Origin of the sequence: Lysobacter sp. GCM10012299, from assembly GCF_042649405.1 — a bacterium.
Lineage (GTDB): Bacteria > Pseudomonadota > Gammaproteobacteria > Xanthomonadales > Xanthomonadaceae > Lysobacter_J.
Map to the genome: position 1 here is coordinate 1 of NZ_JBHRZC010000004.1, position 11,569 is coordinate 11,569.

Below are 11,569 nucleotides of genomic sequence, written 5' to 3' on the forward strand. Positions count from 1 at the left end.
GGTTGAGGCCGTCGACCTTGGCCTGGTCGATGTCGACGCAGACCACGTCGTGGCCGACGTCGGCCAGGCAGGTGCCGGTGACGAGGCCGACGTATCCGGTACCAAAAATCGTGACGCGCATGGTTACTCCAACGAGGAACGGGTCTGCAGGAGCGGGAAGCGATTGGCGCTGCGCGGTTCGCTTCCCGCGCCCGGGTGCTTACCCGTTACTCACTTCTTCGCATTGCCGCCCGGCTTGACGATGTCGAGCAGTTCGACTTCGAACACCAGCGTCTGGTTCGGGCCGATCGGGCCTGCGCCCTGCTCGCCGTAGGCCAGCTTGCTCGGGATCCAGAAGCGGTACTTGCTGCCGACCGGCATCAGCGCAATGCCTTCCTGCCAGCCCGGCACCAGCTGGCCGAGCACGAACGTCGCCGGCTCGCCGCGATCGTAGGAGCTGTCGAAGGTCTTGCCGTCGAGCAGAGCGCCCTTGTAGTGCGCGCTGACGGCATCGCTGATGCTCGGCTTGGCGCCCTTGCCTTCGGTCAGGACCTGGTACTGCAGGCCCGACGCGGTGGTGACGACGCCCGGCTTCTTGCCGTTCTCGGCGAGGAACTTCTCACCGTCGTCGAGGTTCTTCTTGGCCTCGGCCATCATCTTGGCGATGCGCTGCGCCTGCACCTTCTGCGCGAACGCCTCGCGGATCTCGGACGACTGCTTCTCGTCGAGCAGCAGCTTCTCGCCGGCGAGCGAGCTCTTCAGCGCCTTGTGCAGGGTGTCCAGGTCGATCTCGTCCTTGACCGGCTCCAGCGAACGCGCCATGTCCATGCCGATCATGTAGCTGACCTGTTCCTTCTCGGTCGCCAGGCCCGGGATCTTCTTGGCGCCGTCCTTGCCGGCTTCGGCAGCGGCGGTGTCCGTTTTGCCGGCGTCGGCGGCCTTGTCTGCCGGCTTGTTGCAGGCGGTGGTCACCACCGCGAGCGATGCGACGGCCAGGGCGAGTGCGGTATGGCGCGGGGAAAACTTCATCGGGTGGAGGCTCCAGGAAAATGTGGTCCGCGAGAGATGTGGTTCGCGAGAACGGGGCGGCATCGGGTGCGGCAGCGCGGGATGAGCCTCACGCTGCCGCTTTGGCCTGACAAACTGCCAGCATCGAACTGAACGGTAGACGTACCGTCCGGCTTCAGAGGATGGCCATCAACTCAACGTCGAACACCAGCGTCGCGTTCGGGCCGATCGGGCCGCCCGGCGTGCCCTTCGGGCCGTAGGCCAGCTCGCCCGGGATCCAGAAGCGGAACTTGCTGCCGACCGGCATCATCGACACGCCTTCGGTCCAGCCTGCGATGACCTGGTTCAGGGCGAATTCGGCCGGCTGGCCGCGATCGTAGGAGCTGTCGAACACGGTGCCGTCGAGCAGCGTGCCGTGGTAGTTCACGCGCACCTGGTCGGTCGACTTCGGACGCGCGCCCGAGCCCTGGCGCAGGATCATGTACTGCAGGCCCGAGCCGGTGGTGAACACGCCCTTGACCGACTTGTTCTTGGCCAGGAACGCAGCGCCATCGGCCTTGTTCTTGTCGCCCAGCGCCGACGCCTGTGCCTGCATCTTGGCCTGCACCTTCTGCTGGAAGGCCTGGCGCACGGCGCCCTGCTCGGCCTCGCTCAACAGCGGCGTGCCCTTGGTGAAGCTGGTGCGGATCGCCTGCACGACGACCGGCAACTCGAGCTCATCCTTGATCGGCGCCAGCGAGCGGCCGACGTCGGCGCCAACCAGGTAGGCGACCTTGTCCTTCGCAACGTCCGGCACCTTGGCCCCGGCCGGCGCCTGGCCCTGGCGCGAGGCAATGCGCTGCATCAGCGCCGGCCCGACGACCTGCGCCTCGTCTTCGGTGATGAGCGGCTTGCCGCCGTCGAAGGCGTTCTTGATGGCGCGCTCGAAGGCGGCCAGGTCGATGTCCGGCGCCACCGGGGCGATGGACTGGGCGATATCGCTGCCAACCATGTAGCTGGCCTTGTCGCGGTCGGTGGTAAGCACGGTCTTTTCCTGGGCAATGGCTGCCGCGCCGAACAGCGTGGCCGCAGTGGTGATCAACACGGCGGCGCCGCGCACAAAAGCCTTCATCGGGTACCTGCTCCGTATGGGAAGAAAACATCGGCCGGTATGGCCGGGTTGCGCATCGACGACACCGGCTGCCGGTATCGCCACGCAAGCGATGCATTGTCGCGGCACAGCATCGCATGGGCAATGACCGTTCGCGCAGATCGTCGGACCGCCTTGCAGCGCGTTTGTTCCGGCAATTATTTCGCTGTGTGTCGCGACCTTGGTGCTTTTCGACGGGGGCGACTACCGCCGCCCTTTCCGCCGCGGCATTTGCCGCCCGCCCAAAGCCAGAACCGCCCCCCGGGCCAAGGGCCGAGCCCCCCGTTCATCGGCCTATGCCATCAGTTGGGTGAGCCGGGCTTGACCGGGAGTATTTAGGTGTTATAGTTGCCTACAACACCGGTTGACCAAAGAGCAGGACGCCCACCATGAACCGCAAGCTCCACAACTCCTTCCTCGCCCTGCTCGCCTCGGCTTCGACCCTGGCGCTGTGCCTGGCGATGGCGCTCCCGGCGCCGCAGCAACCGCAAGCCCGTCCGATCGCGCTGAATGTGGGCCCGGTCGAATTCACCTTCACGCCGTCCGACCCGACCGCCAGCCATGGCGAGCAGCTCGAGGCCCTCGCACGCAGCATCGAGCGTCGCGCCAACCAGGTCGACAGCCTGGCTGATGCCGCCGCCCTGACCGCTGAAATCGCAACCGCCGCGGCCCTGGCCGAAGCGGTGAAAAGTTCCAGGTCTTTCGAGAGCGCCACCATCGATACCGAAAAGAAGCAGGCAAGGACTGCCGCCCGGCACCGCCGGCAAACCCTAGTCATGCCTTATTTCTCATTCGCACCGCGGGGCTGAACCCATGACCGCAATTCAATGGAGCGACGGCGCTCCGATCTATCGCCAGCTGAAGGAGCGCGTCATTGCGATGATGCTCGACGGGGTGCTCAAGCCCGGGGACGCTCTTCCTTCCGTGCGCCAGGTCGCCGCCGAATATCAGCTCAATCCAATCACCGTCTCGCGCGCCTATCAGGAACTGGCGGACGAGGCTCTCGTCGAAAAACGCAGGGGTCTGGGCATGTACGTGACCGAAGAGGCCGCAAAGAAACTGCTGTTCAATGAACGCGAACGCTTCCTGCGCGAGGAATGGCCGCTGGTGCTGGAACGCATCATGCGCCTGGGCCTGACCGCACAGGAACTGCTGGCTACCGACGTCAAGGCAGGCACGCAATGAACGCCCCCGTCACCACTTCCGCATCCGTGGTCAGCGCCCACGGCCTGCGCAAGGCCTACAAGAACAAGCTGGCGCTGGACGAGACCGCGTTCGAGATCCCGGCCGGCCGCATCGTCGGTCTGATCGGACCCAACGGCGCCGGCAAGACCACCGCGCTCAAGGCCATCCTCGGCCTGATCCCGTTCGAAGGCACGCTGAAGGTGCTGGGCCGCGACCCGCGCACCGAGCGTGACGAGCTGATGCGCGACGTCTGCTTCATCGCCGACGTGGCGGTGCTGCCGCGCTGGATCCGGGTCAAGGAGGCGATCGAGTTCGTCGCCGGCGTGCACCCGCGCTTCGACCGCGCCAAGTGCGAGCGTTTCCTCGCCCACACCAAGCTCACGCCGAACATGCGGGTGCGCGAACTGTCCAAGGGCATGATCGTGCAGCTGCACCTGGCGCTGGTGATGGCGATCGACGCCAAGCTGCTGGTGCTCGACGAGCCGACCCTGGGACTGGACATCCTCTACCGCAAGCAGTTCTACCAGCGCCTGCTGGAGGACTACTTCGACGAGGAGAAGACCATCCTGGTCACGACCCACCAGGTCGAGGAGATCGAACACATCCTCACCGACGTGATGTTCATCCGCGACGGCAAGATCGTGCTCGACAACGACATGGAATCGCTCGGCGAGCGCTTCATCGAAGTGCTGGTCAACGGCGAGAAGACCGACCAGGCGCGTGCACTCAAGCCGATCGACGAACGCGCCCTGCCCTTCGGCAAGACCGTGATGCTGTTCGACTCCGTGCCGCACGAACAACTGGCCGGCCTGGGTGAAACCCGCACGCCGGGCCTGGCCGACCTGTTCGTCGCCACCATGAAGGGGACCTACGCATGAATGCGATCCAAAATGGATTCGGTCAAGAATCCCAGGGTGGAATGCGCGCCGCCGTCGTGGCTGCGCCGCACCCCACCCACACCTACAAGATGCTGCTCAAGCGCGAGTTCTGGGAGCACAAGGGCGGTTTCTTCTGGGCCCCGCTGGTGGCCGGCGGCATCCTGCTGCTGCTCACGCTGATGGGCGTCGGCGCCGGCGAAGTGCTGCTGCGCAAGGTTCCCGACCACGCCACGATCAACGTCGAAGGCGGCAGCTTCCAGGTCAACGGCCTCGACCTGGCGCGCCTGACCGAGAAGATCAGTCCGGACGAGCTGCGCGAGTTCGGTGGCGCGATCGACGCCAGCCTCTACATGGCAGCCACCTGGCCCTTCGTCGTCCTCGCCTTCGTCGTGTTCTTCTACTGCCTGGGCAGCCTGTACGACGATCGCAAGGACCGCAGCGTCCTGTTCTGGAAGTCGTTGCCGATCTCCGACCGCGACACCGTGCTGTCGAAGGTGCTCAGCGCCACGTTGATGGCGCCGGTGATCGCCGCGATCGCCGCCATCGCGACGGTGTTCGGCTCGATGCTGATCTACAGCCTGGTCGTGCTGCTGCACGGCGGCAACCCGTACACACTGCTGTGGGTGCCGGCCAGCCCGCTGAAGGTCTGCGCACACCTGCTCGCGTCGATCCCGGTGTATGCGCTGTGGGCACTGCCGACCGTCGGCTGGCTGATGCTGTGCTCGTCCTGGGCCAAGAGCAAGCCGTTCCTGTGGGCGCTCATCATCCCGATCTTCGCCGGCATCTTCGTCGGCTGGTTCGACCTGATGCACGCCTTCGACCTCGATACAGCGTGGTTCTGGAAGAACATCGTCGCCCGCAGCCTGACCAGTATCGTGCCGGGCGCCTGGTTCGACGTGGCCAACATCGGCGAGGTCAGTGTCGACGGCCCGCAGGCGATCCACTCGGTGATCAACCTGCGCACGATGTACTCGGTCCTGCTCACGCCGCAGCTGTGGATTGGCGCGGTGGCCGGTGCGGCGATGCTCTACGGCGCGATCCGCATGCGCCGCTGGCGGGACGACGGCTGACCCGCTCGTCGGGATCCCGGGACGGTGGCACGCAACCTTGGGCCACCGTCCCGCATCCCAGTCGCACTGACCACGGAGCCCGACCAACATGATCAACAAGTCCGCAGTTGCCCTCGCCCTTTCGCTCAGCGCCGCGCTGGTGCCTGCCGCCCACGCCGGCAGCCCCAATTGCCAGCACTCCGAAGCGCGCATCCTGCAGCTCGACCTGGCCGGCGTAAAGGCAGTGGTCTTTGATATCGGCCCGCACGACCTCGTCGTCACCGCCAGGCCCGGCGCCCGTTCGACCGTCGACGGCAAGGCCTGCGCCTCCGATGCTGGCCGCCTGCAGGACCTGCGGCTGACCCAGCAGCGCGTCGGCGACAAGCTGGTCGTGACCGCCGAGCGCAGCGACGGCATCTCGTTCAACTTCGGCGGCAGCCACTACGCCTACCTCGACATCAAGGCCTCGATCCCGGACAACGTGCCGGTGCAGCTCAAGGTCGGCTCCGGCGATGCCCGCGTCACCGGCGCCCAGTCGCTGAGCATCGACGTGGGATCGGGCGACGTCGAAGCGCGTGACATCCGCGGCCTCGTCACCGCCGACGTCAATTCGGGCGATATCGAGCTCGACACGGTTGGCTCCCTGCAGGTGCTGAGTGTCGGTTCCGGCGATTTCAGTGCCCGCCGCATCGGTCGCGGCGCCACGGTCGGCAGCATCGGCTCGGGAGACGTCGAACTGATCGGCGTGGGCGGCGACGTCAACGTCGACCGCATCGGCTCGGGTGACCTCGACGTGCGCGACGTGCGCGGCAACCTGGTCGTGCACCATGTCGGCAGCGGTTCGGTCGACCATAGCGGCGTGACCGGGCGTACCGACGTACCGCAAGACAACTGATTTTCACAGACGCGTGGGGCGTGTTCGCGCCCCCCAACCCGCCAGGAGCTCCACATGATTGCCGCAAGCCGCACCGTACTGTTCGCCGCCGTGCTCGGCGGCACCTCGCTCCTGGCTGCCTGTGGCGCCAACCCGGCGCCGGGCAACACCGCATCTGATGCCTCGTCGAGCAGCGCGCCGACGGCCAAGAAGCAGGACACCGGTTTCATTTCCTCCGCCATCCAGGACGCCATCGGCGACGCGCAGAAGGAAATCTCGGAAGGCAACATCACCGTTTCAAAGGACGAGCACAACGGTGGCAAGAAAGCCGAGATCACGCCCAAGGGCGACCTGCTGATCGATGGCCGCGCCGTGACGATCACGCCGGCGCAGCGCACGTTGCTTCTGGAATACCGCAGCCATGTCGTCGCCGTCGCCACTGCCGGCATGCACATCGGCATGGAGAGCGCGGACCTGGCCACCAAGGCCGTGGCCGAATCGCTCAAGGGCGTGTTCACCGGCAACACCGACGACGTCGAGAAGCGCGTCCAGGCCGAGGCCGACAAGGTCCGCACTGCGGCCAAGCAGCTGTGCACGCATCTGCCGGCCATGCTGGAGTCGCAGCAGAAGCTGGCCGCCGCGCTGCCGGAGTTCAAGCCGTACGCAACGATGGACGCGTCCGATGTCGATGACTGCTGGAAGGAAACCCGCGATCACGACACCGCCAGCACGGCCGCGGCGGAAGCCACGAAGCGCTGACCCTGCCGCAGGCGGGAGGGCCGCCTACCCGCCTCCGCCGGCGCCCTCATGGATCCCGCCGCGCGTCAGCGCCGCGGGATCCAGCAGTTTGCGCAGTTCCGCCTCCGGCAAGCCGCTGACCTCAACCGCGACTTCGAGCACCGGCCGGCCCTGCTTGTAGGCCTGCTTGGCGATCGCCGCGGCCTTTTCGTAACCGATGATCGGATTGAGCGCGGTCACCAGGATCGGGTTGCGGTCCAGCGCTTCGCGCACGCGCTCCGGGCGTGCCTTCAGGCCGGCAATTGCATCGTCGGCCAGCAGCTTCATCACGTTGCCCAGCAGCCGGATCGAGTCGAGCAGATCGTAGGCAATCAGCGGCAGCATCACGTTGAGCTGGAAATTGCCGCTCTGCCCGGCCACGGTGATCGCGGCGTGATGGCCGATCACCTGCGCGCAGACCATGCACGTCGCTTCCGGGATCACCGGATTGACCTTGCCCGGCATGATCGAGCTGCCCGGCTGCAGCGCCGGCAATTCGATTTCGCCCAGCCCCGCCAGTGGACCGGAGTTCATCCAGCGCAGGTCGTTGGCGATCTTCATCAGCGCCACGGCCAGCGTGCTCAACTGCCCCGACAACTCGACGGCGTCGTCCTGCGAGGCGATGCCCTCGAATTTGTCCTGCGCCGATTCGAAACGCGTGCCGGCCAGCGTCGACAACGCCTTGGCCATTCCCCGCCCGAAACGGGGATCGGCGTTGATGCCGGTGCCAATCGCTGTTCCGCCGATCGGCAGGCGTCGAAGCCGCTTGAGCGCGTCATCGACGCGCTCCTGCGCCGACGCAAGCTGCGACGCCCAGGCACCGAACTCCTGGGCAAACGTCAGCGGCATCGCGTCCATGAGGTGGGTGCGACCGGTCTTGGTGACCTTGCCCAGCGCCTTGCCACGCCGCTCGATGGTCCGGCGCAGGTGCTTGAGCGCCGGCAGCAGGTGTTCCACGGTAGCCAGCTGCGCCGACACGCGGATCGCCGTGGGAATCACGTCGTTGGAGCTCTGGCCCAGGTTGACGTGGTCATTGGGGTGGATCTTTTGCCGGCCGCCGGCCGTGGCCAGGGTGGCGATGACCTCGTTGGCGTTCATGTTGCTGGAGGTGCCCGAACCGGTCTGGTAGACGTCGATCGGGAACTGCGCGTCGTGTTCGCCCGCGGCGACTGCCATGGCGGCGGCCTGGATGGCCTGCGTCGCACCTTTGCCGAGCAGGCCGTAGCCGCCGTTGACCTGGGCCGCTGCGGCCTTGATCAGCCCCAGTGCGCGAATGAACTCGCGCGGCATCGGCTGGCCGGAAATGGGGAAGTTCTGCACCGCGCGCTGCGTCTGCGCGCCCCACAGCGCCGCTGCCGGGACCTGCAGCTCACCCATGCTGTCTCGTTCGGTGCGGAACTGCGCGCCACTGCCTTTCTGCCTGGCCATTGCCGACTCTCCGGGGGGATCGATGGCGTGAGCTTACGCCGGCTGCGGGCCTGGATCCCGGCGTGTGCCGGGATGACGTGGGGGAACCGTGAAGGCCGGGAGTAGTAGAATCGCGGTTTTCTCGCCCCCAGCCCGCCATGTCCGTCGAATCCCAGTTGCTCGCCCTGTCCCCGCTCGATGGCCGCTACGCCAGCAAGGTCGATGCGTTGCGCCCGATTTTCTCGGAGTACGGCCTGATCAAGGCGCGGGTCAAGGTCGAGGTGGAATGGCTGCTGGCGCTGGCCGACGAGCCGGGCATCGTCGAGCTGTCGCCGTTCTCCGACGCCGCCGCCGCGCGCCTGCGTGCGCTCGCCGACAACCTGTCGCCGGCCGATGCGGCCCGGGTCAAGGAGATCGAGCGCACCACCAACCACGACGTCAAGGCGGTCGAGTACTTCATCAAGGAGCGCCTGAAGGACGATGCCGAGCTGGGGCCTGCGCTGGAGTTCGTGCATTTCGCCTGCACCTCCGAGGACATCAACAACCTCAGTTACGCGCTGATGCTCAACCAGGCGCGCCAGTTCGTGCTGCTGCCCAAGCTGGACGAGCTGATCCAGACCCTGCGCACCATGGCGCACGAGCACGCCGCACTGCCGATGCTGTCGCGCACGCACGGCCAGACCGCCTCCCCGACCACGGTCGGCAAGGAACTGGCCAATGTGGTCGCGCGCCTGCAGCGCCAGGGCGAGACCCTGGCCGCCGCGCGCATGCCCGGCAAGATCAACGGCGCCGTCGGCAACTACAACGCCCACGTCGCCTCCTACCCGGACGTTGACTGGCCGAAGTTCTCCGAGCACTTCGTCCATTCGCTCGGCCTGAACTGGCAGCCCTACACCACCCAGATCGAACCGCACGACGGCATCGCCGAGATCTGCGATGCACAGCGCCGCATCGACACCATCGCCATTGACCTGTGCCGCGACGTGTGGGGCTACATCTCGCTGGGTTACTTCAAGCAGGCCGTGAAGGCCGGCGAAGTCGGCAGCTCGACCATGCCGCACAAGGTCAACCCGATCGACTTCGAGAACGCCGAAGGCAACTTCGGCATCGCCAACGCGCTGTTCGAGCATTTCGCCGCCAAGCTGCCGATCAGCCGCTGGCAGCGTGACCTGACCGACTCGACCGTGCTGCGCGCGCTGGGTACCGCGTTCGGCCATGCCCTGATCGGTTTCGACGCATTGCAGCGCGGCCTGGGCAAACTCAGCGTCAATCCCGAGCGCCTTGCCGCCGACCTCGATGCGTCGTGGGAAGTGCTGGCCGAGGCCGTGCAGACGGTAATGCGCCGCCACGGCCTGCCCAATCCGTACGAACAGCTCAAGGCGCTGACCCGCGGCCAGGGCATCAACGAATCCTCGATGCGCGAGTTCATCTCTTCGCTCGAACTGCCGGCGGCGGACAAGCAGCGCCTGCTCGATATGACGCCGGGCAGCTACACGGGCCTGGCCGAGAAGCTGGCGCGCGAGATCTGAGCCACCCGTCGTCCCGGCGACCGCCGGGACCCAATTTGCCGTTGCAGTTCACGGCCTCTGCTCGACGGCAAATGCAAGATGGATCCCGGCTTTCGCCGGGATGACGGTCTGACCATGGAACATCGCGATGAAGCTGCTGCTGAACATCGACGTCGATGACCTGCCCTCGGCCGAGGCGTTCTACATCGCCGCCTTCGGCCTGACGCCGGCGCGCCGCTTCGGTGACGCCGCGGTCGAGATGCTTGGTGCCGAAGTTCCCATCTATCTGTTGCGCAAGGCCGACGGCAGCACCGGTGCCGGCGGCCAACCACGCACTTACGACCGACACTGGACGCCGCTGCATGGCGACCTGGTGGTCGACGACCTGGATGCCGCGCTGGCCCAGGCCGTTGCCGCCGGGGCGCTGCAGGAAGGCGCCATCCGCGAGGCCGACTGGGGCCGGATCGTCACCATCGCCGACCCGTTCGGGCATGGCTGGTGCCTGCTGCAGTTCCGTGGCCGCGGCTACGACGAAATAACTACATGAGCAGCACGACATGAGCAAGAAACCTGCGGTGAAGGACGTTCCGATCGAGATCGATGCCAGCGCGCTGCCGCCGCTGGGCATGACGCCGGAGCGCTTCCTGCGCGACTACTGGCAGAAGAAGCCGCTGCTGATCCGAAATGCCTTCCCCGGCTTCGAATCGCCGCTGCAACCCGAAGACCTGGCCGGGCTGGCCTGCGAGGAAGCCGCGCTGTCGCGGATCGTGACGCACGACCGCGGCAACGACCGCTGGACGGTGCGCCACGGCCCGTTCGACGAAGCCGAGTTCCCCGGTATGCCGCACCAGGACTGGACCCTGCTGGTGCAGGACATGGACAAGTGGGACAGCGACGTCGCCGCACTGCTGCCCGCCTTCTCCTTCCTGCCGCGCTGGCGCATCGACGACATCATGGTGTCGTTCGCCGCGCCCGGTGGTTCGGTCGGCGCGCACGTCGACCAGTACGACGTGTTCCTGCTGCAGGCGCAGGGCCACCGTCGCTGGCAGATCGATGCGAACGACAACCCGCCGCTGGCCTTCCGCAACGACGTCGAGCTCAAGCTGCTGCGCGAGTTCAACGCGAGCCACGAATGGGTGCTGGGCCCGGGCGACATGCTGTACCTGCCGCCGGGCGTGCCGCACAACGGCGTCGCCGAAGATGCCTGCCTGACCTTCTCGGTCGGCATGCGCGCACCGTCGGCCGCGGAACTGCTGGGCGACTTCGTCGATACCCTCGCCGCGGACGCCGACGAATCGCTGCGCTACGCCGACCCTGACCTGGCGCCGGCGGCGGATCCTGCCGAGATCGACGTACTGGCAATGAATCGCGCCGTCGAGGCACTGAACCTGCTGCGCATGAACGACCCCGATCGCCTCGGCGACTGGTTTGGCCGCTTCATGACCGTCTACCGTGCCGCCGGTGAGGTCCAGCCCGGTGGCGATACCCGCTCGCGCATCGAGATCGAGTGGGACCTGCAGCACGAAGCTGGGCTGCACCGCCATCCGTGGTCGCGCATGGCCTGGCGCCGTGCACATGGTGAGGGTCAACCTTCGCGGCTGTTCGTCGCCGGCCAGGCCTACGAACTGCCGGCCGAGGATGCTTCGACGATTGCCAATGCCGGGGTGCTCGACGGCGCCAGCTACGCCAGCCTGTCCGAGGCCGGACGCGACTGCGTCTACAACCTGCTCCAGGCCGGTCATTACCAGCTGGTCCTGGCGGACGAAGAAGAATGA

At 66.6% G+C, this 11,569-nt stretch carries 13 protein-coding genes; 9 read left to right on the plus strand and 4 right to left on the minus strand.

Going from position 1 to position 11,569, the window contains the following annotated elements; translation table 11 throughout:
* The 3 genes from ACFOPO_RS11215 to ACFOPO_RS11225 form a co-directional block, all read right to left on the minus strand.
* Nucleotides 1-121: hypothetical protein (locus ACFOPO_RS11215; RefSeq protein ID WP_386703856.1), on the minus strand; the 121-nt coding region annotated here is incomplete at its 3' end.
* 89 nt (nt 122-210) lie between these two features.
* Complete coding sequence (locus ACFOPO_RS11220; protein ID WP_386703319.1) at nt 211-1,008, minus strand: FKBP-type peptidyl-prolyl cis-trans isomerase; 798 nt, start codon at nt 1,006-1,008, stop codon at nt 211-213.
* 154 nt (nt 1,009-1,162) lie between these two features.
* Nucleotides 1,163-2,098, minus strand: a complete 936-nt coding sequence (locus ACFOPO_RS11225; protein WP_386703320.1) for an FKBP-type peptidyl-prolyl cis-trans isomerase N-terminal domain-containing protein — start codon at nt 2,096-2,098, stop codon at nt 1,163-1,165.
* Between the two features lie 407 nt (nt 2,099-2,505).
* Here ACFOPO_RS11225 and ACFOPO_RS11230 point away from each other — a divergent pair, with 407 nt between their 5' ends.
* The 6 genes from ACFOPO_RS11230 (at nt 2,506) to ACFOPO_RS11255 (ending at nt 6,861) form a co-directional block, all read left to right on the plus strand.
* Nucleotides 2,506-2,925, plus strand: coding sequence for a hypothetical protein (locus ACFOPO_RS11230; RefSeq protein ID WP_386703321.1), 420 nt, complete (start codon nt 2,506-2,508; stop codon nt 2,923-2,925).
* A gap of 4 nt (nt 2,926-2,929) precedes the next feature.
* Complete coding sequence (locus tag ACFOPO_RS11235; protein WP_200605034.1) at nt 2,930-3,301, plus strand: GntR family transcriptional regulator; 372 nt, start codon at nt 2,930-2,932, stop codon at nt 3,299-3,301.
* Nucleotides 3,298-4,179, plus strand: a complete 882-nt coding sequence (locus ACFOPO_RS11240) for an ABC transporter ATP-binding protein (protein ID WP_386703322.1) — start codon at nt 3,298-3,300, stop codon at nt 4,177-4,179. The genes ACFOPO_RS11235 and ACFOPO_RS11240 overlap by 4 nt, the downstream gene beginning before the upstream one ends.
* A gap of 41 nt (nt 4,180-4,220) precedes the next feature.
* A complete protein-coding gene (locus ACFOPO_RS11245) occupies nt 4,221-5,249 on the plus strand; it encodes a hypothetical protein (protein WP_386703323.1) in 1,029 nt (342 codons plus the stop codon).
* Between the two features lie 88 nt (nt 5,250-5,337).
* Nucleotides 5,338-6,123, plus strand: coding sequence for a hypothetical protein (locus ACFOPO_RS11250; RefSeq protein ID WP_386703324.1), 786 nt, complete (start codon nt 5,338-5,340; stop codon nt 6,121-6,123).
* Nucleotides 6,124-6,177: 54 nt separating this feature from the next.
* Entirely contained in the window at nt 6,178-6,861 is a 684-nt protein-coding gene (locus tag ACFOPO_RS11255) for a hypothetical protein (protein ID WP_386703325.1), read from the plus strand.
* Between the two features lie 24 nt (nt 6,862-6,885).
* Here the strand turns inward: ACFOPO_RS11255 and ACFOPO_RS11260 are convergent, their stop codons facing one another.
* Nucleotides 6,886-8,307 carry a class II fumarate hydratase gene (locus tag ACFOPO_RS11260; RefSeq protein WP_386703326.1) on the minus strand — a complete coding sequence of 474 codons (1,422 nt, stop codon included), beginning with the start codon at nt 8,305-8,307 and terminating at the stop codon, nt 6,886-6,888.
* Between the two features lie 137 nt (nt 8,308-8,444).
* Between ACFOPO_RS11260 and purB the strand changes: the two genes are divergently transcribed.
* The 3 genes from purB to ACFOPO_RS11275 all read left to right on the plus strand — a co-directional run bounded on the left by purB (nt 8,445) and on the right by ACFOPO_RS11275 (nt 11,569).
* Nucleotides 8,445-9,815, plus strand: a complete 1,371-nt coding sequence (gene purB, locus ACFOPO_RS11265; protein WP_386703327.1) for an adenylosuccinate lyase — start codon at nt 8,445-8,447, stop codon at nt 9,813-9,815.
* Nucleotides 9,816-9,942: 127 nt separating this feature from the next.
* The gene (locus tag ACFOPO_RS11270) at nt 9,943-10,341 is read left to right on the plus strand and encodes a VOC family protein (RefSeq protein WP_386703328.1); all 399 of its coding nucleotides are present in this window, start codon (nt 9,943-9,945) and stop codon (nt 10,339-10,341) included.
* A gap of 10 nt (nt 10,342-10,351) precedes the next feature.
* On the plus strand, nt 10,352-11,569 hold the full coding sequence (locus tag ACFOPO_RS11275; RefSeq protein WP_386703329.1) for a JmjC domain-containing protein: 1,218 nt from the start codon (nt 10,352-10,354) through the stop codon (nt 11,567-11,569).